The following is a 24,312-nucleotide window of genomic DNA, read 5'->3' on the forward strand; positions in this document are numbered from 1 at the left end:
CGAATACGTATGACGTCGCCCGGCATCAGAACGAGAACCCAATAAATCACACGCTACCCATGATTCTTCCGTATCGACTCGAAGCACGCACGACGCCCTCGCGCACCATGCAGCTCGCCGTGCCGCTGATCGCCGCGTTGCTCACGCTCGCGATCGGCTTTCTGATCTTCAGCCTTGTGGGCCGCGATCCGTTGCAAGCCATGCACGCGTTTTTCATCGAGCCGCTGTCCAGCGTGAACGGCTGGTCCGAGCTGCTGCTGAAGGCCTCGCCGTTGTGCCTGATCGGCCTCGGTCTTGCCATCGGCTACCGCGCCAACGTGTGGAACATCGGCGCCGAAGGGCAGATGCTGCTCGGCGGCATCGCCGCAAGCGGCGTCGCGATCTATTTCGATCAAGCCACCGGCTGGTGGATTCTGCCGACCATGATGATCGCCGGCATGCTCGGCGGCATGGCGTGGGCGGCGATTCCTGCGCTCCTCAAAAGCCGCTTCAACACCAACGAGATTCTCGTCAGCCTGATGCTCACGTACGTGGCCACGCAGTTGCTGATCTACCTGGTGAGCGGGCCGTGGCGCGACCCGCAAGGCATGAACTTCCCGCTCTCGGAGATGTTCAGCGGCGACGCGCTCTATCCGACTTTCTCCGGCGACTGGCACATCAAATGGCTGCGCGGCACGCGTCTGAACGCGTCGGTGTTCGTCACGCTGATCGCGATTCCGCTCGTGTGGATTTTCATGCGCAAGAGCTTCGCGGGCTACCGCATGAACGTCGGCGGTCTCGCGCCGCTCGCCGCGCGCTACGCCGGGTTCTCCGACAAGAAGACCATCTGGACCTCGCTGCTGATCAGCGGCGGCCTCGCGGGTCTCGCCGGCATGGGCGAGATCTCCGGCCCGATCGGTCAGTTGCAGGCTACGTGGTCGCCGGGTTACGGCTTCACGGCAATCATCGTCGTGTTCGTGGGGCGCTTGCATCCGCTCGGCATCGTGCTCGCGAGCCTGCTGATGGCGCTGCTGTATCTCGGCGGCGAAGCCGTGCAAACCTCGATGCAGTTGCCGCAGGCGCTTTCCGGCGTGTTCCAGGGCCTGTTGCTGTTCTGCCTGCTGGGCGCCGACCTGTTCGTGAACTACCGCGTGCGCCGACGTACGCTGGCCGCCCAGGCTCACTGACTCGCCTACTGCTTATCGCTCACTGATTTTTGCGCCGGATCCAAATGGACATTCAACAAGCCAGCTCGCTTACGTCGAGCGCCGTCACCGCCGCGATTCCGCTGATGTTCGCGGGCGCCGGCGAACTCGTCACCGAAAAATCGGGCGTTCTCAACCTCGGCGTCGAAGGCATGATGCTGATGGGCGCGGTGACCGGCTATGCGGTCACCGCGATCACCGGCAGCCCGTGGCTCGGCGTGCTCGCCGCGATCGGCGCCGGTCTCGCCATGTCGCTGCTGTTCGCGTTTCTTACGCTCACCATGCTCGCCAATCAGGTCGCCACCGGTCTCTCGCTGACGATCTTCGGCATCGGTCTGTCGGCTTATGTCGGCAAGCCGTACACGTCGGCGGCGGTGCGCGCGACCATCGACACGTGGACGATTCCCGGCCTTTCGAAGATTCCCGTGCTCGGTCCCGCGTTCTTCAGCCTCACGCCGCTCGATTACCTCGCGTTCCTGATGTTCGCGGCGATCGGCTGGTTCCTGTACCGCACGCGCGCGGGCCTGGTGCTGCGCTCAGTCGGCGAATCGCCGCAGGTCGCGCACTCGGTCGGTTTTCCGGTGATCGGCGTGCGTTACGGCGCGGTGGCGTTCGGCGGCGGCATGGCCGGGCTTGCGGGCGGCTACTACTCGATCGTCAATCTGCACTTGTGGCAGGAGCAGCTCACGTCCGGCCGCGGCTGGATCGCGCTCGCGCTGGTCGTGTTCGCGACGTGGCGCCCGGGGCGTCTGCTGATCGGCGCGCTGCTGTTCGGCGCCGTGACCGGCCTGCAGTTCTACGCGCAGGCGATCGGCGTGCCGGTGCCGACGCAATTCCTCGCGATGCTGCCGTACGTCGCGACGGTCGTCGTGCTGGTGCTGATCTCGCGCAATCCGAACACGATCCGTCTGAATGCGCCGGCATCGCTGGGCAAACCGTTTTTCTCGGCGGGCTGACCGACCATCGACTCCGCTTTTCCAATCATTCGATAAACACGACAGGAGAAAACATGAAGAGAAGAAATCTGCTGACCGCTTGCGCCTGGGGCGCGGCCTCGCTGGCGCTCGCTGCCGCGGTGACTGCGCCGCTCGCGCAAAGCGCGCAGGCCGCCGATGCGCCGGGCGTCGCGTTCGTCTACCTGGGCAATCCGGGCGATGCCGGCTGGACCTTCGCGCACGATCAGGGCTCGAAGGAAGTGGAAGCGAAGTTCGGCAACAAGATCAAGATCACGCGCATCGAAAACGTGCCGGAATCGGCCGACTCCGAGCGCGTGTTCCGCGATCTGGCGAACAAGGGCAACAAGATCATCATCGGTTCGAGTTTTGGCTATCAGGACTTCGAACTGAAGGTCGCGAAGGATTTCCCGGACACCGTGTTCCTGCACGCAACCGGCTACAAGAAGGCGCCGAACTTCGGCACCTATGATGTGCGCATGTACCAGGGCGCGTATCTCGCCGGCGTTGCCGCGGGCTATGTGACGAAGACCAACACGCTCGGCTTCGTGGCGTCGGTGCCGATTCCCGAAGTGATCCGCAACATCAACGCGTACACGCTCGGCGCGCGTTCGGTGAATCCGAAGGTGCACACCAAGGTCATCTGGATCAACAGCTGGTTCGATCCGGGCAAGGAAAAGCAGGCGGCTGAAACGCTGATCGGCCAGGGCGCCGACGTGCTGCTGCAAAACACCGATTCGAGCGCCACGCTCGCCACGGCATCGGCCAAGCACGTGCACGCGTTCGGCTGGGATTCGGACATGAAGAAGTTCGGTCCCGACGCGCACCTCGGTTCGGTGGTCGCGCACTGGGGCGTGTATTACAACGCGGCGATCCAGCAGGTGCTGGACGGCAAGTGGAAAAACGATCCGGTGTGGTGGGGCATTCCGCAGAAGGCCGTCAATCTCGAGGATCTGAACACGTCCGCCATCTCGGCTGACGCGCAGAAGCAGGTTGCGGCGAAGCGTGACGAACTGGCGGGCGGCAAGTGGGATGTATTCACGGGACCGCTGAAGGATCAGTCCGGCGCAGTGAAGGTGCCGGCCGGCAAGACGCTGACCGATCCGGAGTTGCAACGCCTGAACTGGTATGTGGAAGGCGTGGACGGCACGCTGCCGAAGTAACGTCGTCAACAGGCCGACCAGGCGGCGGTCTCGGCAACCGCTGCTTTGAGGAGCTGCGTCCAGTGCGGACGCAGCTTTCTTTCGCCTTGGAGTTTTAGCGCGCTCGCGCTGACGGCCAGGCTTTCTGCGCGTCAGTCGATGCGCAAGCCGACCTTGATCGTCACCTGCCAGTAAGCCACCTTGTCGTTCTCGATCTGGCCCCGCGTTTCAGTCACTTCGAACCAGTGCAGATTGCGCAGCGTCTTCGACGCTTTCGTGATTGCCGTGCTGATGGCGTCGTCGATCGATTTGGTCGACGAGCCGGTCAGTTCGATCTGTTTGTAGACGTGGTCGGACATGGACTTCCTCCTTTGATCTTCGTTGGTGTTCAAAAAGTATAGGCAACGAGAGCGCCGCGAACGGCCTCGTGTGAGGGAGTCATGTCGCACATGCCGTGCCCGGTATGCCGTGGCGAGGCGCCGCCGTTATCATGTCCGCGCAACTCAATCTGATATCCGACGAGGTTCGAAGTGGAAATTGGTTTTTGCGGTCCCGGTTTGATGGGCGCACCGATGATCCGGCATCTGCTGCGCGCGGGGCATACCGTGCATGTCTGGAATCGTACGCGGGCGAAAGCCGAAGCGTTGGTGGCGGACGGCGCTCGAGTGGTCGACACGCCGCGCGAACTCGCCGCGCGGTGTGAGGCCGTGCTGCTGTGCGTCGCGGATGCAGCGGCGGTGGAGGAGACCGTGTTCGGCGCTTCCGGCCTTCTTGGCGCCGATCCGGCCGTATCGGACCGGTTGCGCTGGATCGTCGATCACTCCAGCATCCCGCCGGCCGCGACGCGCGCATTCGCGCAGCGCGCGGCGGCGCTGACGGCGGTTCGCGCGGTTGGGAGTGTGGACGGGGGCGCGGGTGTGGGCGAAAGCGCGGGTATAGGCGAAGACGCAGGTACGGGCGACAGCGCAGGTGCAGGTGCAGTAAGGAACGCAGGCGCGGACCCATACACTGACGCTCGCAAGAACACGGAGGCCAGCGCGAACCCAAACCCGTTCGAAAGCGCGGCCCCCGGCAGCATCAGCTGGATCGACGCGCCGGTTTCAGGCGGCGTGGCCGGCGCCACCGCCGGCACGCTGGCAGTCATGGCGGGCGGCGCCGCGGCGGACGTCGAGGCCGTCAAGCCGTTGCTCGGCGCCTACGCGTCGCGTGTCACGCACATGGGCGACGTCGGCGCGGGCCAGACTGCCAAGCTGTGCAATCAGACCATCGTCACCGCGACGCTCGCGGCGATCGCCGAAGCGGTGAGCCTCGCGCAGCGCAGCGGTCTCGACGCTTCCCGGTTGACGGAAGGACTGGCAGGCGGCTGGGCCGATTCGGTGCTGCTGCAGACCTTCGTGCCGCGCATGACCCAAACCGGCCTCGCGCCGATCGGCGCGTTGCGGACCTTTCAGAAGGACATCGACACGGTGGCGGCGACCGCGTACGAGACGGGCACGCCGATGCCGGTGTCGTCGACGGTCCAGCAATTGTTGCGGCTCGGTGCGGCGATGGGGCTCGGCGAGGCCGATCTGTCCGCCTTCATCGACGTTTTGCAGACCCCGCGCGGCGTCCCAACCCGGTAGCGCGACGGGCGCGCGGGTTGAATTCGCGATAACCTGCTAAAATATTGGGTTTTTCGCCGATATCACATTCAAAGGGACGCGCCGTGCTGTCTACCGCCAATATCACCATGCAATTCGGGCCAAAGCCCCTCTTCGAGAATATCTCGGTCAAATTCGGGGGAGGGAACCGCTATGGCCTGATTGGTGCGAACGGCTGCGGCAAGTCCACTTTCATGAAGATCCTGGGCAGCGACCTGGAGCCGAGTTCGGGCAACGTCATGCTCGAACCGAACATCCGCCTCGGTAAATTGCGCCAGGATCAGTTCGCGTACGAAGACGTGCGCGTGCTCGACGTGGTGATGATGGGTCACGCCGAAATGTGGGCTGCCATGACCGAGCGCGACGCGATCTACGCGAACCCCGACGCGACGGACGACGACTACATGCACGCCGCCGAACTCGAAGCGAAGTTCGCCGAATACGACGGCTACACCGCCGAAGCGCGCGCGGGCGAGTTGCTGCTCGGCATCGGCATCGCGATCGAGGACCACAACGGCCCGATGAGCAACGTGGCGCCGGGCTGGAAACTGCGCGTGCTGCTCGCGCAGGCGCTGTTTTCGAAGCCGGACGTGCTGCTGCTCGACGAGCCGACCAACAACCTGGACATCAACTCGATCCGTTGGCTGGAAGACGTGCTCAACCAGTACAACTCGACGATGATCATCATCTCGCACGATCGACACTTCCTGAACCAGGTCTGCACGCACATGGCCGACATGGACTATGGCACGCTGAAGGTCTATCCGGGCAATTACGACGACTACATGCTGGCGAGCACGCAGGCGCGCGAGCGTCAGCAGAACGCCAACGCGAAGGCGAAGGAACGCGTGGCCGACCTGCAGGACTTCGTGCGCCGCTTCTCGGCGAACAAGTCGAAGGCGCGTCAGGCTACCAGCCGTCTGAAGATGATCGACAAGATCAAGATCGAGGAATTCAAGCCGTCGTCGCGGCAGAACCCGTTCATCCGCTTCGAGTACGAGAAGAAGCTGCACAACATCGCGGTGGTGGCCGAGAAGATCTCGAAGAAGTACGAACGCCAGATTTTCAACGACTTCAGCATCAGCGTGCAGCCGGGCGAGCGCATCGCGATCATCGGCGAAAACGGTGCGGGCAAGACCACGCTGCTGCGCTCGCTGCTCGGCAAGCTGACGCTCGATCACGGCACGGTAAAGTGGGCCGAAAACGCGAACGTCGGTTACATGCCGCAGGACACGTACGAAGAGTTTCCGGACGACGTCACGCTGATGGACTGGATCGACGGCTATCGTCAGGAAGGCGACGACGAGCAAATGGTGCGCGGCACGCTCGGCCGGCTGCTGTTCAATGCCGACGACATCCGCAAGTCGGTCAAGGTGCTCTCCGGTGGTGAGAAGGGCCGCATGATCTGGGGCAAGCTCATGCTGGGCCGTCACAATGTGCTGCTGATGGATGAGCCGACCAACCACATGGACATGGAATCGATCGAGTCGCTGCAGATCGCGCTCGACAAGTTCGACGGCACGCTGATTTTCGTGTCGCACGATCGCGAGTTCGTGAGCGGTCTTGCCAATCGGGTTATCGAAGTGAAGACGAATGGCACGCTGAACGACTTTGGTGGCAATTACGAAGACTTCCTGTTGAGTCAGGGCGTGCAGTAAGCACGGTTGAACTCCACGCCGCGATCACGTCGCAGCTCAAAGCCCGCTTCTCCGAAGCGGCCTTTTTTCATGACGCACGCATAGCCTCCGGCCTTCTCCAGCCTGCACTCAAATCCATGCAGTTCAAAGCGTGATTCGACTGACCGGCATCAATAGAAGGGCACACATGACCGGACACTTGCCCACTCATTGACCTGAAGCAACGCACCCTGCGCCCGACCGACGATTATCGTCGTTTCGATAATCCGCCAACGGGCCAGTCATGCTCACCTCTCATTCTTTCCCACCGCTCGTCATTCGCGGCCGCTCGTTACTGCCGATCGTGCAAGGCGGCATGGGCGTCGGTATTTCGGCGCACCGGCTGGCCGGTAGCGTCGCTCGCGAAGGCGCGCTGGGCACCATCGCCAGTATCGACCTGCGGCATCATCATCGCGATCTGATGGAGCGCTGCCGCGAGTCGCCTGACCGCGCGACGCTCGAAGAAGCCAATCTCACCGCGCTGGCTCGCGAAATCCATTCTGCCAAGTCGCTGAGCGAAGGCCGCGGCATGATCGCAGTCAACGTGATGAAAGCGGTCAGCGCACAAGCCGACTACGTGCGCGTCGCATGCGAGAGCGGCGCCGATGCGATCGTCATGGGCGCGGGCTTGCCGCTCGATCTGCCGGACATGACCCAAGGCCACGACATCGCGCTGATTCCGATTCTGTCGGACAGCCGCGGCGTCGCGCTCGTGCTGAAGAAGTGGATGAAAAAAGGCCGTCTGCCCGACGCGGTCGTGATCGAACATCCGGCGCATGCGGGCGGCCATCTCGGCGTCAACAACCTGGCCGATCAACACGACGGGCGCTTCGATTTCTTGCGCATCATCGAGGAACTCGACGCTGTATTCGCCTCGCTCGGTCTGAACCGTCAGGACGTGCCGTTGATCGTCGCGGGTGGCATCAACAGTCATGAGGCCGTGCGCGCACTGCTGAACGCGGGCGCCAGCGGCGTGCAACTCGGCACGCCGTTCGCCGTCACCGAGGAAGGCGACGCGCATCCGAATTTCAAGCGCGTACTGGCTGAAGCCACGCCGGAAGACATCGTCGAATTCGTCAGCGTGACGGGACTGCCCGCGCGCGCCGTGAAAACGCCGTGGCTGATGCGCTATCTGCGGCATGAAACGAAGATCCGCGAAAAAACCGGCGCGCTCAAACATATCTGCCCGACCGCGCTCGAATGTCTCAGCGCATGCGGCTGGCGCGATGGTATCGAGAAGTTCGGCCACTTCTGCATCGACACGCGGCTCGCGGCCGCATTGCGCGGCGACGTGGCGAACGGTTTGTTCTTTCGCGGCCGCGAAGCGTTGCCGTTCGGCACGGCGATTCGCAGCGTGCACGACCTGCTCGAACTGCTGTTGACGGGCGCGACGCGACCGGCTGTCGCAGGCCGCTGGGCTTTCTCGCTGGGTTGATACGCGTCAACCTGACGCGCGACGAGAACTTCGACAATCCCCGCATGCAAACAAACAAAGCGGGGAAGCACATGAAGCACTCATTCAGAAACAGAAAAAGAAGCAAATTCGGAACCGCCGCTATCGCAGCGAGCCTGCTGTTCACGGGCGCGCTTGTGGCGCAGGCGCATGCCGCCGGCGACGACGCGATGAGCGGCATTCACGCCGGCGATGTATTGGTGCGATTGCGCGCCATCAGCATCATGCCGAACGTGAGCACGACCCAATCGCTGAGCGCGCTAAACGTCGGCGTGAATAACGCGATCGTGCCGGAACTGGATCTGACGTACATGATCCGCGACAACCTCGGCGTCGAGTTGATTCTCGGCACGTCGCGGCATCAGGTGACTTCGAACCTCGGCGGCCTCGGCGGCGTGAACGTGTTGCCGCCCACGCTGCTGTTGCAATATCACTTCAATCACGCGGGCCGCATTCGTCCGTATGTCGGCGCGGGTCTGAACTACACGCTGTTCTACAACAACGGTCTGAACGCGGGCGGCCAGCCGATCTCGATCACCAATCACAGCTGGGGACCGGCGTTGCAGGCCGGTGTCGACGTGCAGGTCACCAAATCCCTGTTCGTCAACGCGGACATCAAGAAAATCTGGATGCATACGGATGCCTCGCTCGGCGGGCAGCCGCTGGGCCGCTTGAGCATCGATCCGGTGGTGGTCGGCCTGGGTGTCGGGATGCGCTTCTGATTGCATCAGGCGACACAAGCCGGGAGGCAAATCTACAGCTTGTCGTTCGCAAACCGCATCGCCGTGCCTTCCTGCTCGATGCGAACCCATACGGCGCGCTTTTCCTCGTCGCTCAGGAAAACCCAGTTGGACACTTCGGCGGCGGTGCGGCCACAGCCTTTGCAGACGTCGTCGAACAGCGTGGAACAGACGCCGATGCACGGGCTGTCGGGAAGATCGTGGAGATTCGAGGCCATCGGAAACCTTGGGGCGGAGAAGCGAAGTTCCGCTATGTTAGCCGATGCGTGCCCTGCACCTCGCCGTGCGCCGCCGTCATGGCCGCGGCTCGCGCACGGTTGGCAGCATGCGCCGCATGTTTTCGACGCCACCTTCGACGCGCAAAATTGCCCGCGCACATCGACATCAGCGCGCGATGCTGTAACCGATCCGCGCTATCCAGTGCTGACGGTTGTTGTAGTCGAGCAGGTCTTCACCATAGCCGTTGAAATAGCCCACCCACACGTAGCCGCCCCACGCGCTGCCCAGCAGTTTGGCGAGCGGATAGGTGAATTGCGAATCCACGCTGCCGTACCAGTGCCTGGTGCCCTTGCGCAGCGTGGTCGCGAGTTGCCAGCCGTCCGGGCTGCCGTATTTGACCAGCAAGTCCACGTAGCCGCGATAGTCGGCGATATCGGGGTTGCTGCTCGTGCCGACGTAGTAATAGAACTTCGGCGACACGGTCAGGTGGTTGGCGCTCAGATCGCCGAATTCCCAGGTCGGCCGGATAAACGGCATGTTGATGCTGCGCGAGTCCGCGCCAGCCTTGCCGTTCGATTCGTGCGCCACGCCGGCCGCGAAACCCATGCGCGTGAAGAATGGGCTCTGCCAGCCGGTGTCCGGCACGTAGTAGAACAATTGCGGCGAGTAGCTCGTGTCGCGGAACGGGCGCGAGTCGGCGGACAGATCCCAGATCGAGGTTTGCGTGTACGCGAAGTACAGGTTGTCGAGGAAGGCTTTGGAGCGCAGATCGTCCGGTATCAGAATGCGGTATTTGAAGCTCAGTTGCAGCCGCGCGTTGGTATCGCCGTTGTGGCCGAAGGCGATGTACATCGGATCGTAATAGGAGAGGTGCGAGAGCACTCCGCGTCCGGTGGTCGCGAGCGAATCGCCGGGCGGCGCGATGGCGTCGCCGGTCGGGCCGCCGACTACCGCCGCCGTCGCGGCGGCTTGAGCGGGCGTGGTCGCCTGGCTCTCCGCGCGTTCCGCCTGGGCAATCGCGTCCTGTTGCGGCCCGCGATTGATCGCGACGAGCGCCGGCGACGCATCGAAGCCCGCCGGGTCGATGCGCACCTCGCCACGCGCCGACTGCGGCCAGGGCGCCGAGAAACGCACCTTGCGGAACTGGCCGGGTCTCAAATGCAGCGTGTCGGCCACGCCGGGCTCGCGCTTCAGATCGAGCGGCTGCGGCGACTGTTCGCCCGCGCTCAGCGTCACGCGGATGGTCGGCGGGACGGCGATGGTCAGGGGTTTGGCGTCGTCGGCGGAGTAGAGCAGCGTGATCTGCAGCGGCTCGTTGGCCGCGGCCACGCGAGCGGGCTGCAGCATCGCGACCGTCGCGCGCGCCTCGCTGGACAGCGCAGCGCACACGACCAGCGTGGCGAGCAACGTGACGCGGGAGAAGCGCGCCATGAGTTGACGGAACTCAGGGAAGGCGTTGCGGGCAAGGTGGTCGGTTGAGGCGTCAAAGCGCATGGGGCTGTCGTCCTGGAGCAAGGGCCGCGAGCGGACCGGGCGCGGCAGGTATCGAATGACGACACCCGCAATGCTCGCCGGATCGATCTCGCAAAAGCGCTGAAGGGCGCAAAAATGTGCACGGAAACGGCTGCCGCAGACAAAACCCGGCAGCCGCGATGAAACGGGCCGCATGACCGACGTGCCGCGAAAGCGGGCGGCGTCGCCGGTCATGGCGGGATACTCAGAGAATACTTACAAAGTCGCTTCAGTTACAGCCGGTCGAAAACAGCCGTTCAACTACCGAGCGCCAGTTGCCACAACAACGCGCCGTTGAGCATGATGATGAACGCGGCGGACAGCCACGCGAGCACGAGCGGCACGCCGCGCACGCGCCAGCCGCGCATGAGCGTGGCGTCCGACGTAAAGCGGATCAACGGCACGACCGCGAGCGGCAATTGCAGGCTCAGCACCACCTGGCTTGCCACCAGCAATTGATTGGAACCGTGCTGGCCGAACAGCGCGACCGCGAAGAGCGCCGGCCCGATCGCCAGCGCGCGGGTCAGCAGGGCGCGCTTCCAGCGCGGCAGGCGGATGCGCAGAAAGCCTTCCATGACCGCCTGGCCCGCCAGCGTGCCGGTGACGGTCGCGCTCAGTCCGCAGGCGAGCAGCGCCGCGGCGAACAGAATGCCGGCCCAATGTGTGCCGACGAGCGGTGCGATCAGACGGTGGGCATCCGCGAGATCGGTCACGTCGCGATGGCCGCTCACATAGAACACGGCGGCGGCCACGATCAGCAGCGCCGCATTGATCACGAAAGCAAACGACAGCGAACCGAAAGTGTCCAGATTGACCACGTGCAGCGCGACCTTGATCTGCGCGTCGCTGCCGTCGGGCGCGTGATGCTTGACGAGCGCCGAGTGCAGATAGAGGTTGTGCGGCATCACCGTCGCGCCGACGATGCCCGCCGCGAGCCACACCATGCCCGCGTTGCGCAGCAACTCGACGCTCGGCACGGTGCCGGCAAGCGCCGCGTGCCAGTCCGGCCGCGCCAGCGCGAGCTGGACCACGAAGCACAGGCCGACGAAGCCGATCAGCGCCGCGATCACCGCTTCCAGTTTGCGGCCTTTCTGCTGGAGCGCGAGCAGCGCGAAGGTGCAGACCGCCGACATCAGCACCCCCACCGTGAGCGACACGCCGAGTAGCAATTGCAATGCGACGGCGCTGCCGACCACTTCGGCGACATCGCACGCGATGATCGCCACCTCGCTGGTCAGCCACAGGAACAGGGTGCCGCGACGGCCCGTGCGTTCGCGGCAGACTTGCGCGAGATCGCGCCCGGTCACGACGCCCAGGCGCGAGGACAGCCACTGCAGCAGCATCGCCATCAGGCTCGACAGCAGCACCATGCCGAGCAGGCGGTAGCCGTAGCCCGCGCCGGCGCCGAGCGCGGTTGCCCAGTTGCCCGGATCGATATAGCCGACCGCGATCAACGCACCCGCGCCGACGAACGAGAACCAGTGCGGCGGACGTGCGTTCCCATCGGCCGGTAGACGCCGGCGGCGGTTGGGACGCAATGCGAACGGATTTGTGTTCATCGATGCCTGAGGTTCAAGACTGCATCCTCTTGCAAGCCACGTGCCCGCTGCGCGCGCAGCGGGCGGCGCGCCGACGCTGGGACGCCGGGAGGGCGGGATACGGCAATGCGATTTGCGGCGCGTCGTCGCTCGGCCCGTGAGAGCCTTTGAGAGCTATTGTGCACCGTCGAACGCTACGCGGCTTGTGTGCGCTTCGACCTTAGCCGTCCGGCATCGAAGTCGCGGAATACGGCCGTGGGCCCCACCGTTTGCGCGAACGCAGCGCGCCCCGCACAGCGCCAATTTGACAACCGGATAACAGCGCGTCGGAGCGGGTGTTTTTTTCGGGTGGACACGCGCGCATAACCCGCTAAAATTGCGGCCAATTTTCCAACGGTACGGCTTGCGCTGTACCGTTTGCGCGACAGCCTGGCAATTTTTTTGGAGCGCGCAATAATTGATGGTACTTTTCGGGTTTTTCAGGGGAGCCGCAGGCGCAGTGCCTCGGCGCTGGTGAGGACGGCCGGCAACGGGCCGGTCAGGATCGGAGAACGGAATGAAAAGACGGGTAGTGGGGCAAGTGGCGGCGCTGGTCTTGTGCGCGGCGCCGTGGTTGACGGCTGCTGCGAAAGATACGCAGCTCAACGTGTATAACTGGTCCGATTACATCGCCAAGGACACCATTCCGAACTTCACCAAGCAGACCGGCGTCCAGGTCAAGTACGACAACTACGACAGCGACGACACGCTGCAAGCCAAGCTGCTCACCGGCAACTCCGGCTACGACATCGTCGTGCCGACCAGCAATTACGCCGGCAAGCAGATCGCCGCCGGCATCTTCGCGCCGCTCGACAAATCGAAGCTGCCGAACCTGAAGTACCTCGATCCTTCGCTGATGGCGCTCGTCGCCGGCGCCGATCCGGGCAACAAGTTCACGGTGCCCTGGGCATACGGCACGACGGGCCTCGGCTACAACGTCACCAAGGCGCAGCAGATTCTCGGCAAGAACGTGCCGCTCGATAGCTGGGACGTGCTCTTCAAGCCGGAAAACATTTCGAAGCTGAAGGCTTGCGGCGTGTCCGTGCTCGACGCGCCGGACCAGATGTTCGCCGCCGCGCTGCATTACATCGGTAAAGATCCGATGAGCACGAACCCGGCGGACTACCGCGCCGCGCTCGAGATGATGAAGAAGATCCGCCCGTACATCACGCAGTTCAACTCGTCGGGCTATATCAACGACCTGGTCGGCGGCGACGTGTGCTTCGCGTACGGCTGGTCGGGCGACGTCGTGATCGCCAAGCATCGCGCGGTTGAGGCGAAGAAGCCTTACAAGGTTGAATACTACATTCCGAAGGGCGGCGCGCCGGTATGGTTCGACGTGATGGCGATTCCGAAGGACGCGAAGAACAAGGAAGCCGCGCTCGAGTGGATCAACTACATCGAAACGCCGCAGGTTCATGCCGCGATCACCAACGCCGTCTACTACCCGAGCGCCAACCTCGAAGCGCGCAAGTACGTGGACAAGGACGTGGCGAACGATCCGGCCGTGTATCCGCCGCCTGAAGTCATCAAGACCCTGTTCCTGCTGAAGCCGCTGCCGCCGGAAATCCAGCGGCTGCAAACGCGGCTGTGGACTGAGTTCAAGTCCGGCCGCTGACCCGCGGCCAGAGTGAACAGGTAAGCATCATCAAGAAGCCCTCGGTGTTCACCGGGGGCTTTGTTCGTCAAACGCCGGAGTCAAGCATTGTGATGAGTAGTGACCAGTCGGGCGCGCTGGCAGGGGCCGTCGCGCCGTCCCCGAGCCTGAATACCGTTACGGGCGACGCCACGGACAACTTCGTCCAGGTCGTCGATGTCGTGAAGAAGTTCGGCGAGACCGTGGCGGTCAAAGGCGTCAACCTGTCGGTGAAGAAGGGCGAGCTGTTCGCGCTGCTCGGCAGTTCCGGTTGCGGCAAGTCGACCTTGCTGCGCATGATGGCCGGGCTCGAAAGCGTGAGCTCGGGCAAGATTTTGATCGACGGTGAAGACCTCGCGCAATTGCCGCCATATCGCCGGCCGGTCAACATGATGTTCCAGTCGTACGCGCTGTTTCCGCACATGACGGTGGAAGGAAACGTCGCCTTCGGTCTGAAGCAGGAAGGCGTGCCGAAGGCCGAACTGAAGGACCGCGTGCAGACCGCGCTCGAACTCGTGCAGATGGGGCGCTTCGCGAAGCGCAAGCCGAACCAGCTTTCCGGTGGTCAACAGCAGCGTGTGGCGCTCGCGCGTTCGCTGGTCAAGCGGCCCAAGCTGCTGCTGCTCGACGAGCCGATGTCCGCGCTCGACAAGCAGATCCGTCAGCGCACCCAGATCGAGCTGGTCAACATTCTCGACAAGGTCGGCGTGACGTGCATGATGGTGACGCACGATCAGGAAGAGGCGATGACCATGGCGGGCCGCCTTGCCGTGATGAGCGAAGGCGAGATCGTGCAGCTCGGCACGCCGCACGAAGTGTACGAGTATCCGAATAGCCGTTTCTCGGCCGAGTTCATCGGCTCGACGAATCTGTTCGAAGGCCATACGGTTGAAGACGAGCCCGATCACGTGTTTATCGAAACGCCGGACCTGCCGTGCCGCCTGTATGTGAGCCACGGCATCACCGGTCCGCTCGGCATGCCGGTGACGATTTCGGTGCGCCCCGAGCGCATCGCGTTGACGCGCAAACCGCCTGAGGGCGCCTACAACTGGGGCAAGGGCGTCGTCACGAATATCGCCTACATGGGCGGCTATTCGCTTTATCACGTGAAGCTCGACGCCGGCAAAACCGTGATCGCGAACGTGACCAGCCTCGCGCTGACCGAGATCGATCCGCCTACGTGGGGCGACGAAGTGTACGTGCGCTGGAGCGCATCGGCCGGTGTGGTGCTGACCTCATGAAGCGCTCGTTCAATTCCTTCGCCACGTGGCCGGTGCGGCGATTCAACCTGACCGGCCGCACCGCGGTGGTGGCCGGCCCGTTTATCTGGTTGCTGCTGTTTTTCCTCGTGCCGTTCCTGCTGGTCGTAAAGATCAGCTTCGCCGATTTGCAACTCGGCATTCCGCCGTACACGGAGTTGACCAACTTCGCGGAAGGCGCGATTCACATCACTCTGGATCTGTCGCATTACGCGTTTCTGCTGACCGACAGTCTGTACTTCGCGACTTACGTGAATTCCGTGGTGGTCGCGGCGATCTCGACGCTATTGTGTCTGCTGATCGGCTATCCGATGGCGTATTACATCGCGCGTTCGAATCCGGGCAGCCGCAATCTGCTGATGATGGCCGTGATGCTGCCGTTCTGGACGTCGTTTCTGATTCGCGTGTATGCGTGGATCGGGATTCTGAAGAACAACGGTTTGCTGAATAACTTTTTGATGTCGATCGGACTGATTCACTCGCCGATCGAGTTGTATCACACGAATACTGCCGTTTATATCGGCATGGTCTATTCGTATCTGCCGTTCCTTGTCATGCCGCTGTACGCGCATCTGGTGAAGATGGACATGACATTGCTGGAAGCCGCTTACGACCTCGGCGCGAAGCCGTGGAGGGCGTTCTGGCAGATCACGTTGCCGCTCTCGAAGAACGGCATTATCGCCGGCTGTTTGCTGGTGTTCATCCCGGCGGTGGGCGAGTACGTGATTCCCGAATTGCTGGGCGGCGCGAATACGCTGATGATCGGCCGCGTGATGTGGAATGAGTTCTTCGACAATGCCGATTGGCCGATGGCGTCCGCCGTGACGTGCGCAATGGTCTTGTTGTTATTGGTGCCGATGGCGTTTTTCCAGTACGCGCAGGCGAAGGCGATGGAGGAAAGGCGCTGATGAAACCGAACCGGATTTTGCAGTTGATCGCTTTGGGGATCGGTTTTCTGTTTCTGTACATACCGATCGTGAGTCTGATTGTGTATTCATTCAACGAATCGCAACTCGTTACGGTGTGGACGCGGTTTTCGACGCGCTGGTATGCGGCCTTGCTGCAGGATGACGAGTTGATCGCAGCGGCGTGGTTGTCGTTGCGGGTGGCTTTGTTGACGGCGTTTGCTTCTGTTGTCATTGGCACGTGGGCGGGTTTCGTGCTCGCGCGGATGGGGCGGTTTCGCGGCTTCACCTTATATACGGGGATGATCAATGCGCCGTTGGTGATTCCAGAGGTGATTCAGGGGATTTCGCTGCTGCTGCTGTTCATCGAAATGGCGAAGTGGTTGGGGTGGCCGGCCGGACGTGGCATTTTCACGATCTGGATCGGGCACGTGATGCTGTGTATTTCTTATGTGGCGATCATCGTGCAGTCGCGGGTGAAGGAATTGCATCCTTCGCTCGAAGAGGCGGCGCTGGATCTTGGGGCTACGCCGTTGCGCGTGTTTTTCTTTATTACGTTGCCGTTGATTTCTCAGGCGCTCGTTTCCGGGTGGCTGCTGTCGTTCACCTTGTCGATCGATGATCTGGTGCTGTCGGCGTTTTTGTCTGGGCCTGGGTCGACTACTTTGCCGCTCGTTGTTTTCTCGCGTGTTCGATTGGGGTTGAATCCGGAGATGAATGCGCTGGCTACGCTCTTTATTGCCGTGGTTACGGTTGGGGTGGTGGCGGCTAATTATTTTATGCAGCGGGCGGAGAGGAAACGGGCGGTGATGGCGGTTTGATTTTTTGGGTTTTGGTGGGGGTTGGCTTTGCGTTTTGGCCTTCCCTCAAACCCGATACCCAATCCGAATCCCGCCCCAATGCCGCCCACCGACAAAAACCGGCGCGGACGCATCCTTCATCAACACGAACTCGCCGCCACCCATATCCCGCCGATACGTCTGCAATAAAAACCGCTTCGTATGTGAAGCCGCGGCAATCCCGGTCCGATCATCGAACATCCGCCGATTCCGGCAATTCGCCGTATTCCAGACCACGTCGTCATCACGCTGAGGCAACGAAAACTTCAGATTGTGCGTCGGCAAATAACCCCGCAAATCGACTGCCGCGCAAAACGCGACACGCGGATCAAGGCCAAGCAGAGGCTCCTGAATAGCCGGCAAAACACGGTCGGTCAACGCGGTAAATCGCGTCAAAAACTGCGGCGGATTACTCCCGGCCACCGGCACATAATGCCGGTCAAACAGATCCTCAATCGACACTTCACCACGCGCCACCGCCGTTTCGAATGCCTTGCTCACGGCGGCCGCCGCTCGCTGCACGGCCTCGATAAAACGCGTGTCCGCCGTTTCCACACCCGTCGCGGCGGTCAGTTCGATCAAAGTCTCGGACACACCGAGCAAATTCCCCAAGCGATCCTTCGCCTGCACGAAGTTCTCGCTCGAATCCTCGACGCCGCTCGCCATTTCCAGCACCTGCGCCTCGAGTCCGTCGCACTGCGATTCGATCTCGCCGGTCAGCACGGCGATCTGGCCCGCCTCGTCATTCAGATGCGCGATCGCATCGCCGGTTGCATGCACGACCTCGCCGATCTTGCGCGTGCCTTCGCGCACGCGGTGCGCCCGCGCGGTGTTCACGGATCCCTCGCTGATCAGCTGCTCGGTCTGTTGCGTGAGTTGCGCCAGCGTCGTCTCGATCTGGCCGGTGGCCTGCGCGGTCTTCGCCGAGAGGTTCTTCACTTCGGCCGCGACGACCGCGAAACTTTTGCCGGAGTCGCCGGCGCGCGCAGCTTCGATCGCGGCATTCAGCGCCAGCAGATGAGTCTGACGCGCGATCAGCGAAATCTCCTCGGAGACGCGGCTCACGTGCGCCAGCGCGCTGCGCAGCGCGCCGATCTGGCTTTCGATGACGGTCACGCCTTCCACGAGTCCATGAATGTCGGCGAGCGACGCTTCGAGCGTTTGCTGCGAGTCCTGCACGCCGGTCGCGGCTTCGGCGGATACGTGGCTCATTTTCCGTGCGGCCGCGGCAATGCGATGATTGCCCGCGAGCGTCTGCGCGGCCGATTCGCGCAACGCGCGGCATACTTGCGCCTGGTGTTGCACGCGCGCGGCCACTTCCTCGACGTGGCCCGATACGTCGCAGATCTCGATGCCCAGTTTGCCGGCTTGCGCGGCAATATCGCCGACGACCGTGTGGGAACGGGCGGAACGGCGAAAGCTGAAACGCGTCATGCTCGTCTCCCATGCAATCTGTTTTCGACTGGCGCGCTCAGCGCATTCAATCGGCGAATCACCCAACGCGTCTGCAGCGTCTCCTCGACGCCTTTACGGCAATCTTTCAAGCGACTTGATACGGGGTATCCCGCAGTCGTTATGATGTGCGGTCCAACTGCGATCAAAACCCTTATCCGCAGACCTTTCCGTTTCTTACCGGTAATTCATGATCGACTCGTTCGCACGCGTTTCGGGCTGGCAACAGCTCTATCATCTGTGGGAGCTGATCGTCATGCTCTGCAAGTTTCTCTGGGGACTGTTGCGTCTGCTGGGCGGCGGCTGAACGCGCCGGCGAATCGACGCAGTGCGCGGGAAAGGGCAGATCGGTTTCGCGTGTGGCACGCACGCGCGAAACTTCGACCAAGTGAATGGAAAAGCGGGGAGAAGGAATCCAGCTCAGACCGGCGCGTGACGCGTGTCGTCGTCAGCGGGCACACTCACTCGGCGCGTGCCGAGAAAAGTGCGCAGATCGGCCATCACGCGCTCGGGCGCTTCTTCCATCGGAATATGGCCGAGCCCCGGATACATGACCGACTTCGCGCCCGGAATGCGGCTCGCGAATTCGGCGGCGTGCGCGGTCGGTATCCATCGATCCTTCGCGCCCCATAGCACGAGCGTCGGCACGTCGAGCGTCTTCAGCACCTCAGTGTCGACATCTTTGAAGTCGAGCGTGGGTACCATCTTGCCGATTGCCGTGCGCGTGCCTTCGCCGTGGAAGAACTCGACGTAGCGCCGCAGCGTCACCGCATCGATCTTGCGCGGATCGCCATACACGTTTCGCACTGCGCTTTTGACGATGACCTCGGGCAGCCACCACGGCGAACTGATCCGCACCAGCGCGCTGTTGAACAGGCCGATGTAAATCGGCAGTTTCATCGGAAAGCCCGCCGAGTCGATCAGCACGAGCCGTTCAACCGCATCGCGATGCCGCACCGCATAGTCCCACGCAATCAGCCCGCCGAGCGAATTGCCCATGAAGGTCGCGCGCGAGATGCCGAGCGCCTGCAAGAACGTGTCGATGAAACGCCGATAGGTCGGCAGATTCATCGTTTCGATTGCGCCGCTGCTGGAGCGCAGCGGTCCCGTCACGCCGAACGGCGGCAGGTCGAGGCGGATCACGCGATGCTCGCGCTTGAGTTCGTCGGCGACGCGATTCCAGGTGTGCAGCGAAGACGCGAAGCCGTGGATCATCACGATGATGTCGCCGCTGCCTTCGTCGACGTAATGCACGTCGGCGCCCATGATCTTCACGAAACTGGAGCCGCTTTGCGTGTAGCGCCGGCGCAATTCGTCGCGCGGCACGCTGGTAATGCCGAGCCGCGCGGCGAGCGAGCGCGGCGGCAGCGTGGATGTCGAGGCGGGCGTGCTGGAGTCGATGCTTGCCATGTTTGTTATCTCCCTTGTCGTTCGATTTCTGGTTCGCGTGGCTTTGAAGCGGATTGCATCAGCGGCGTCGTGTTCTCCTAAGTTGTCAGCCGCCGTTCACTGCGTCACGGCGTCAGGGCGCGAAACGATAGTCGTGCGCACGCGCGCGGCGCGTGCGTTTGCGAAAGCTGAAGCTGAAGCCCGGCCATAACGCGGTCACTTTGCCGCTGCGAGTCTGATAGTAGCTACGACATCCGCTCGCCCACACAGAGTGCTGCATATCCTTCTGCAAGCGCGTGTTGAAGTCGCGCTGCACATCGGGCCGCAGATTCATCGTGCGTGCCTTGCGGCGACGCAGTACGCGCAGGCAATCGGCGATGTACTGCACTTGCGACTCGATCATGTAGAGCAGCGAGTTGTGGCCGAGGCCCGTATTCGGGCCGACGATCATGAAGAAGTTCGGAAAGTTCGCCACGCTGACACCGAGGTAGGCTTCCGGCCCATCGCGCAGCCACTGAGTGCTGAGATCCGCGCCGTCGATGCCGGTCACTTCGAACGGCGCGCGGACGTCGTTGACCTGGAAACCCGTGCCGCAAATGATGGCGTCGGCGGCGCGATGCACGCCGTCTTCGGTCACGATGCCGTCGGCGACGATCTCGCGGATGCGGCTCGTCACCACGTCGACATTCGGCTGGCTGAGCGCGGGATAGTAGTCGCTCGAAAGCAGCACGCGCTTGCAGCCGAACCGGTAGTTCGGCGTGAGCTTGGCGCGCAGTTCCGGATCTTTGACGCGTCGTTCGAGGTAGCTCAGGCCGAACTTCATCGGCACCTTCAGCAGTTCCGGATTGACGACGAACGCGATGGCGCGCGATTCGAGCTGCCAGTAAATCGCGCTGCGCAAGAAGCGCTGCGTGAACGGCAGATGCTCGAACAGCCAGCGGGCGCGGGCGTCGATCGGCTTGTCGGGCTTGGGCATGACCCACGGCGCGGTGCGCTGGAACAGATCGAGATGCGCGACGCGCGGCTGGATTTTCGGCACGAACTGGGCCGCGCTCGCGCCCGTGCCGATCACCGTGACGCGTTTGCCTTCGAGCGGATAGGCATGGTCCCAGCGCGCGGAATGAAACAGTTTGCCTTCGAAGCGTTCGAGCCCGGCGATCTGCGGCATGGCCGGGCGCGACAGCGGACCGCTTGCGGCGATCACGACATCGGCCTCGATGGTCTCTCGCACGCCGTTCACATCGATGTCGACATGCCAGACCTGGCGCGCTTCGTCGAAACGCGCCGCGGCCACGCGCGCATTGCAACGCACGTAACGCTCTACGTCGTATTTGCGGGCGCAGTGCTTCAGATAGGCGAAGATTTCCGCCTGGCCGCCGAACGCGCGCGACCACGCCGGATTGGGCTCGAACGAAAACGAATAGAGATGCGAGGGCACGTCGCAGGCCGCGCCGGGATAGGTGTTGTCGCGCCACGTGCCGCCGATATCGCCGGCCGCCTCGTAAATCGTGAACGACGTGATGCCCATTCGCTGCAAGCGAATCGCCATGCCGATGCCGGCAAAGCCGCCCCCGACAATCGCGATGCGCGGCGCGGCAGGCGGGGCAGATGAGGCAGGCGTCACGGCGGTCTCCGGCATGGGCGAGTTTCAGGCGTCTACATGTGTCTACTGCGGCATAACGCGCAGGGTAGACAACTGTGCACCTGGCGTCAAGATCGTTTAGAGTACGGCTATTAAACGCGCCTGGCGCGCACCGATTGAAAACACATGACATCCGTACCGGACGCGGCCGCCGCCGCCGAACACGGCGTTGCCGCCGGGCAGGAATTGCCGGCCGGCAAGCGCAAACTGATCGAAGCCGCATTGCGCTTGACGGCAAGCGGCCGTAGTTTTACGAGCTTGGGTTTGCGCGAACTGGCGCGCGAGGCCGGACTCAATCCCAACACCTTCTACCGTCATTTCGACACGCTCGACGACCTTGCGCGCGAAGCCGTCGAATCGGTGAGCCGCCGTTTGCGGCCGATGCTGCGGCGTGAGCGCTGGCTCGCCGCGCACGACGAGCCGCATAGCGTGCCGCGTCGCGCCTGCGTCGCGTTCTTTGCGTTCGCGCTGGAAAACCGCGCCGCGTTTCTGAGCGCGCTCGCGGAATATCATGGTACCTCGCCGGCATTGCGCGAGGCCGTGCGTGCGAATCTGCACGAGGTGTCGGCGGAAATGGCCGACGACGTCGTTCAACTGACATTGATGCCGACACTTTCGCGTGAAACCGTCGACGAAGTCTGCACGCAGATCGTGCTGCAACTCTTTCATCTCTCAGGCGAATATATCGATGCGGACGACACGCGCCGCACTGCGCTGATCGCATATGCGGAGCGCTTCATTGTCAGACTGTTCGCGGGTTCGGTGCTGCTGGCGCAGCATGAGCCCGTCAGTGACCTAATGCCAATGCGGGCGTGAAGCCGCAGAAACGAATCGCCATAACAAAACAGGCTCCGTAAAGGAGCCTGTTTCCGTGACGCATGCTGGTGCGGCCTGATTTGACTTCAGCCGCGCGGCGAAGCTCAGGTGTTGTCGTTCCAGTCGCCGGAGTCGTCGCTGCTGCCGAGATCGACGCCGCCGCCGTTGTCGTTCCAGTCGTTCGAACCCTGACCGAAGTCGAGGCCGCCGCCATTGCCGCCGTCGTTGCCGCGACGGCGCGCTTCGTCGTCGACGATCACGTCGCGCTCCACCACGCGCTCACGTCCGGAATTCAGCGCTTCGCCAAGCAGCACGCCGGTCAGCAGGCCGCCCATGCCGCCGCCGAAACCACCGCCGCCTTGCTGCACGATAACCTGCGGCTGTTGCTGATACGGACCTTGCTGCGGATAGGGCGCTTGCGGCGGATTACCGAAACGTTCGGCTTCCCGCGCATACGGCGACTGTTGCTGCGCGCCGGCGGCCGGAGCGGCATACGGATCGGGCCGGCCCTCGAGGCGCGCGCGCATGCTGCCGAGCCGTTGCTCGAGTTCGTCGAGCTGATACGGCGGCAGCGGATTCTTGCTGTTCGACAGCGTTTCAACGAGGCCGCGCAACTGGTCTTCGGTGGCTTCGACTTCCTTCTCCAGCGCCTCGTGACCTTGCACGGTGGAAAGCTTCACGTCGAGCTTGAGCGAACGTACGGTGTTGAGCATCTCCGTGGCGCGCTTGAGTTGCACGCGACGCTCGTCGTCGGCGCGCGTATCGCCTTGCGCGCGGGCGCGCCGCAAGGTCCAGCGCAGCACCAGCGCGATCACGCCGACAAGGACAAGAATGCCGATCCACATGCCCATGCCCGGACCATGCCGTTGCGGCGCTTGCTGCGCGATGGCCGACTGTTGCTGCACGGACGGCGCGGTTTGCTGCTGCGCAAACGGGTTGGGCGCGCGGCTGGTCGTGTTGCCGCCCGCGGCGCCTGCGCGTTCCGCGTCCTTGCGAATGCGCGCTTCGGTCTGCGCGAAGCGGGTCGGATCGGTGAAGCGGATCTGCGGGTCGAGTGTCTTGGCCTGTTGCACCTGGGCGAGCGCGTCGGCGGAACGGCCCTCGCGGTCGAGCACCTGGGCATACAGATAGTGCGCGCGCGCATTGTTCGGATGCGCCTGCAGCACTTCGCTCAGGCCGGCGTCGGCCTGTTGCCAGTTGCCTTGCGACATGGCCGATTCGATCTGCTGAACGGTGGGCACGGCGAACGCCGCGGCCGACACGAACAGCAATGAGGCAAACGCGGTTGCAAGAAATTTTTTCATTTGCGGACCGGGCGCGTTGCGCCCGTCTCCTTCAGTCGATTCCGGCGTCTCACACGAAGGCCGCCGGTTTGTACTGCTGCCGACGCAATTACTGGGCCGGCGTATTGATCTGCTTCTTCAATGCTTCGAGACGATCTTCGACGGACGGGCCGCGGTTCAGATCCGCGAGCTTGTCGTCGAGCGCCTTGCCGCTCTTCACGTCGGCCGAATTCAGGCGGGCGTCCGAACGGGCATTCGACAGCGCGACCTTGTCTTCGAGCTTCTGAAAATCTTCCGACAGATTCTTGCCGCCGATGCCGCCCAACGCCGTGGCCGCCACGTCTTTCGCCTGAGCGATCTGCTGCTTGGCTTGCAGAATGTTCGAACGCGCGTTCAGGTCGTTGCGACGCGTGCGCATGTCGTCGATCTGACTCTTGAGCTGCGCCACCGACGGTTCCAGCGTAGTCAGTTCCTTGGCGAGCGCATCGCGTTCGGCTTCGGCCGTGGCTTGCGCGCCGAGGGCTTCGCGCGCGAGTGCTTCGTCGCCGGATTGCAGCGCGCGCTTCGCGCCGTCTTCGTATTTCTTCGCCTTGTCCGCGGCAACATCGCGCTTGCTTTGCTGCGTGGCCACTTGCGCCTGAATCTCGATCAGCGAGTTCTCGGCTTTGGCGATGCTCTCATCGAGCTCACGCACGATCTGGCGCGAGTCGCGCGACGGATCTTGCACGGAGTCGGCTGCGTCGTTCAGGAGACCTTTAAGCGTGCGGGAAATGCTGTCGAAAAGCGACATGAAAACCTCCAAAGAATGTAAACGGCGCTGAATGATCCCGCGCGCTCAACTGCATTCAACTGCTACTTTACGCCGCTGCACGCGAAGCTGCGCAACGTTCGGACCGGAGTTCGGGGCGCGCGCGCCGATTGCAATAACGGTGACGTAAATTGTTCGATTCGAATATCGAGCGGCAAACAGCTCAAAGGTTAAATCGCGCGACGCG

General features: G+C 62.9%; 21 protein-coding genes. 12 read left to right on the plus strand and 9 right to left on the minus strand.

Features of this window, described 5'->3' with window-relative positions; all coding sequences use genetic code 11:
* Positions 1–59: 59 nt before the first annotated feature.
* Genes ACFSNN_RS22595 through ACFSNN_RS22605 form a run of 3 tightly spaced genes read left to right on the plus strand, consistent with a single transcriptional unit; the run spans position 60 to position 3,300 of the window.
* Complete coding sequence (locus ACFSNN_RS22595; protein WP_134455819.1) at positions 60–1,166, plus strand: ABC transporter permease; 1,107 nt, start codon at positions 60–62, stop codon at positions 1,164–1,166.
* Between the two features lie 44 nt (positions 1,167–1,210).
* Positions 1,211–2,140, plus strand: coding sequence for an ABC transporter permease (locus ACFSNN_RS22600; RefSeq protein WP_134455820.1), 930 nt, complete (start codon positions 1,211–1,213; stop codon positions 2,138–2,140).
* Between the two features lie 53 nt (positions 2,141–2,193).
* The gene (locus ACFSNN_RS22605) at positions 2,194–3,300 is read left to right on the plus strand and encodes a BMP family ABC transporter substrate-binding protein (protein ID WP_134455821.1); all 1,107 of its coding nucleotides are present in this window, start codon (positions 2,194–2,196) and stop codon (positions 3,298–3,300) included.
* Between the two features lie 131 nt (positions 3,301–3,431).
* Here ACFSNN_RS22605 and ACFSNN_RS22610 read toward each other — a convergent pair whose 3' ends face one another.
* Positions 3,432–3,638 carry a dodecin gene (locus ACFSNN_RS22610; protein ID WP_134455822.1) on the minus strand — a complete coding sequence of 69 codons (207 nt, stop codon included), beginning with the start codon at positions 3,636–3,638 and terminating at the stop codon, positions 3,432–3,434.
* Positions 3,639–3,809: 171 nt separating this feature from the next.
* Between ACFSNN_RS22610 and ACFSNN_RS22615 the strand changes: the two genes are divergently transcribed.
* The 4 genes from ACFSNN_RS22615 to ACFSNN_RS22630 all read left to right on the plus strand — a co-directional run bounded on the left by ACFSNN_RS22615 (position 3,810) and on the right by ACFSNN_RS22630 (position 8,770).
* A complete protein-coding gene (locus tag ACFSNN_RS22615; RefSeq protein ID WP_134455823.1) occupies positions 3,810–4,901 on the plus strand; it encodes an NAD(P)-dependent oxidoreductase in 1,092 nt (363 codons plus the stop codon).
* Between the two features lie 83 nt (positions 4,902–4,984).
* On the plus strand, positions 4,985–6,577 hold the full coding sequence (locus tag ACFSNN_RS22620; RefSeq protein ID WP_134455824.1) for an ABC-F family ATPase: 1,593 nt from the start codon (positions 4,985–4,987) through the stop codon (positions 6,575–6,577).
* 262 nt (positions 6,578–6,839) lie between these two features.
* Positions 6,840–8,030, plus strand: a complete 1,191-nt coding sequence (locus ACFSNN_RS22625) for an NAD(P)H-dependent flavin oxidoreductase (RefSeq protein WP_134455825.1) — start codon at positions 6,840–6,842, stop codon at positions 8,028–8,030.
* Between the two features lie 71 nt (positions 8,031–8,101).
* Complete coding sequence (locus tag ACFSNN_RS22630; RefSeq protein ID WP_134455826.1) at positions 8,102–8,770, plus strand: OmpW/AlkL family protein; 669 nt, start codon at positions 8,102–8,104, stop codon at positions 8,768–8,770.
* Positions 8,771–8,802: 32 nt separating this feature from the next.
* Here the strand turns inward: ACFSNN_RS22630 and ACFSNN_RS22635 are convergent, their stop codons facing one another.
* From ACFSNN_RS22635 to ACFSNN_RS22645, 3 genes are all read right to left on the minus strand, one after another.
* Positions 8,803–9,006: a DUF1289 domain-containing protein gene (locus tag ACFSNN_RS22635; protein ID WP_134455827.1), complete on the minus strand. Its 204-nt coding sequence runs from the start codon at positions 9,004–9,006 to the stop codon at positions 8,803–8,805.
* Positions 9,007–9,172: 166 nt separating this feature from the next.
* A complete protein-coding gene (locus ACFSNN_RS22640; protein WP_134458790.1) occupies positions 9,173–10,501 on the minus strand; it encodes a phospholipase A in 1,329 nt (442 codons plus the stop codon).
* 275 nt (positions 10,502–10,776) lie between these two features.
* Positions 10,777–12,078 (minus strand): Nramp family divalent metal transporter, encoded by a 1,302-nt coding sequence (locus ACFSNN_RS22645; RefSeq protein ID WP_134455828.1) that lies wholly within the window; start codon positions 12,076–12,078, stop codon positions 10,777–10,779.
* Between the two features lie 535 nt (positions 12,079–12,613).
* On the opposite strand from ACFSNN_RS22645, the gene ACFSNN_RS22650 reads away from it, so the two are divergent.
* The 4 genes from ACFSNN_RS22650 to ACFSNN_RS22665 all read left to right on the plus strand — a co-directional run bounded on the left by ACFSNN_RS22650 (position 12,614) and on the right by ACFSNN_RS22665 (position 16,717).
* On the plus strand, positions 12,614–13,714 hold the full coding sequence (locus tag ACFSNN_RS22650) for a polyamine ABC transporter substrate-binding protein (protein ID WP_106285588.1): 1,101 nt from the start codon (positions 12,614–12,616) through the stop codon (positions 13,712–13,714).
* A gap of 92 nt (positions 13,715–13,806) precedes the next feature.
* Positions 13,807–14,973: an ABC transporter ATP-binding protein gene (locus ACFSNN_RS22655; protein ID WP_166799214.1), complete on the plus strand. Its 1,167-nt coding sequence runs from the start codon at positions 13,807–13,809 to the stop codon at positions 14,971–14,973.
* Positions 14,970–15,899: an ABC transporter permease subunit gene (locus ACFSNN_RS22660; RefSeq protein ID WP_134455829.1), complete on the plus strand. Its 930-nt coding sequence runs from the start codon at positions 14,970–14,972 to the stop codon at positions 15,897–15,899. The genes ACFSNN_RS22655 and ACFSNN_RS22660 overlap by 4 nt, the downstream gene beginning before the upstream one ends.
* Entirely contained in the window at positions 15,899–16,717 is an 819-nt protein-coding gene (locus ACFSNN_RS22665) for an ABC transporter permease subunit (RefSeq protein ID WP_012433302.1), read from the plus strand. Before ACFSNN_RS22660 ends, ACFSNN_RS22665 begins: the two co-directional genes overlap by 1 nt.
* A 45-nt stretch (positions 16,718–16,762) precedes the next feature.
* Here the strand turns inward: ACFSNN_RS22665 and ACFSNN_RS22670 are convergent, their stop codons facing one another.
* From ACFSNN_RS22670 to ACFSNN_RS22680, 3 genes are all read right to left on the minus strand, one after another.
* Complete coding sequence (locus ACFSNN_RS22670; RefSeq protein WP_134455830.1) at positions 16,763–18,169, minus strand: methyl-accepting chemotaxis protein; 1,407 nt, start codon at positions 18,167–18,169, stop codon at positions 16,763–16,765.
* A gap of 438 nt (positions 18,170–18,607) precedes the next feature.
* Positions 18,608–19,597, minus strand: a complete 990-nt coding sequence (locus ACFSNN_RS22675) for an alpha/beta fold hydrolase (protein WP_134455831.1) — start codon at positions 19,595–19,597, stop codon at positions 18,608–18,610.
* Between the two features lie 112 nt (positions 19,598–19,709).
* Complete coding sequence (locus tag ACFSNN_RS22680) at positions 19,710–21,215, minus strand: flavin-containing monooxygenase (RefSeq protein WP_377747217.1); 1,506 nt, start codon at positions 21,213–21,215, stop codon at positions 19,710–19,712.
* A gap of 129 nt (positions 21,216–21,344) precedes the next feature.
* Between ACFSNN_RS22680 and ACFSNN_RS22685 the strand changes: the two genes are divergently transcribed.
* Positions 21,345–22,034 (plus strand): TetR family transcriptional regulator, encoded by a 690-nt coding sequence (locus ACFSNN_RS22685; RefSeq protein WP_208949457.1) that lies wholly within the window; start codon positions 21,345–21,347, stop codon positions 22,032–22,034.
* Positions 22,035–22,138: 104 nt separating this feature from the next.
* On the opposite strand, the gene ACFSNN_RS22690 is transcribed toward ACFSNN_RS22685, so the two are convergent.
* Positions 22,139–23,338: a tetratricopeptide repeat protein gene (locus ACFSNN_RS22690; protein ID WP_134455833.1), complete on the minus strand. Its 1,200-nt coding sequence runs from the start codon at positions 23,336–23,338 to the stop codon at positions 22,139–22,141.
* An 88-nt stretch (positions 23,339–23,426) separates the two neighbouring features.
* Positions 23,427–24,107, minus strand: coding sequence for a PspA/IM30 family protein (locus ACFSNN_RS22695; protein WP_134455834.1), 681 nt, complete (start codon positions 24,105–24,107; stop codon positions 23,427–23,429).
* Positions 24,108–24,312: the final 205 nt, after the last annotated feature.

Origin of the sequence: Paraburkholderia dipogonis (genome assembly GCF_042680985.1) — a bacterium.
Taxonomy (GTDB): domain Bacteria; phylum Pseudomonadota; class Gammaproteobacteria; order Burkholderiales; family Burkholderiaceae; genus Paraburkholderia; species Paraburkholderia phytofirmans.

Bases quoted from the DNA above. Each gene is read 5' to 3' on its own strand.
- ACFSNN_RS22595 (WP_134455819.1), top strand. From the start codon at position 60: ATGATTCTTCCGTATCGACTCGAAGCACGCACGACGCCCTCGCGCACC.
- ACFSNN_RS22600 (WP_134455820.1), top strand. From the start codon at position 1,211: ATGGACATTCAACAAGCCAGCTCGCTTACGTCGAGCGCCGTCACCGCC.
- ACFSNN_RS22605 (WP_134455821.1), top strand. From the start codon at position 2,194: ATGAAGAGAAGAAATCTGCTGACCGCTTGCGCCTGGGGCGCGGCCTCG.
- ACFSNN_RS22610 (WP_134455822.1), bottom strand. From the start codon at position 3,638: ATGTCCGACCACGTCTACAAACAGATCGAACTGACCGGCTCGTCGACC.
- ACFSNN_RS22625 (WP_134455825.1), top strand. From the start codon at position 6,840: ATGCTCACCTCTCATTCTTTCCCACCGCTCGTCATTCGCGGCCGCTCG.
- ACFSNN_RS22630 (WP_134455826.1), top strand. From the start codon at position 8,102: ATGAAGCACTCATTCAGAAACAGAAAAAGAAGCAAATTCGGAACCGCC.
- ACFSNN_RS22635 (WP_134455827.1), bottom strand. From the start codon at position 9,006: ATGGCCTCGAATCTCCACGATCTTCCCGACAGCCCGTGCATCGGCGTC.
- ACFSNN_RS22640 (WP_134458790.1), bottom strand. From the start codon at position 10,501: ATGCGCTTTGACGCCTCAACCGACCACCTTGCCCGCAACGCCTTCCCT.
- ACFSNN_RS22645 (WP_134455828.1), bottom strand. From the start codon at position 12,078: ATGAACACAAATCCGTTCGCATTGCGTCCCAACCGCCGCCGGCGTCTA.
- ACFSNN_RS22650 (WP_106285588.1), top strand. From the start codon at position 12,614: ATGAAAAGACGGGTAGTGGGGCAAGTGGCGGCGCTGGTCTTGTGCGCG.
- ACFSNN_RS22655 (WP_166799214.1), top strand. From the start codon at position 13,807: ATGAGTAGTGACCAGTCGGGCGCGCTGGCAGGGGCCGTCGCGCCGTCC.
- ACFSNN_RS22660 (WP_134455829.1), top strand. From the start codon at position 14,970: ATGAAGCGCTCGTTCAATTCCTTCGCCACGTGGCCGGTGCGGCGATTC.
- ACFSNN_RS22665 (WP_012433302.1), top strand. From the start codon at position 15,899: ATGAAACCGAACCGGATTTTGCAGTTGATCGCTTTGGGGATCGGTTTT.
- ACFSNN_RS22670 (WP_134455830.1), bottom strand. From the start codon at position 18,169: ATGACGCGTTTCAGCTTTCGCCGTTCCGCCCGTTCCCACACGGTCGTC.
- ACFSNN_RS22675 (WP_134455831.1), bottom strand. From the start codon at position 19,597: ATGGCAAGCATCGACTCCAGCACGCCCGCCTCGACATCCACGCTGCCG.
- ACFSNN_RS22680 (WP_377747217.1), bottom strand. From the start codon at position 21,215: ATGCCGGAGACCGCCGTGACGCCTGCCTCATCTGCCCCGCCTGCCGCG.
- ACFSNN_RS22685 (WP_208949457.1), top strand. From the start codon at position 21,345: ATGACATCCGTACCGGACGCGGCCGCCGCCGCCGAACACGGCGTTGCC.
- ACFSNN_RS22690 (WP_134455833.1), bottom strand. From the start codon at position 23,338: ATGAAAAAATTTCTTGCAACCGCGTTTGCCTCATTGCTGTTCGTGTCG.
- ACFSNN_RS22695 (WP_134455834.1), bottom strand. From the start codon at position 24,107: ATGTCGCTTTTCGACAGCATTTCCCGCACGCTTAAAGGTCTCCTGAAC.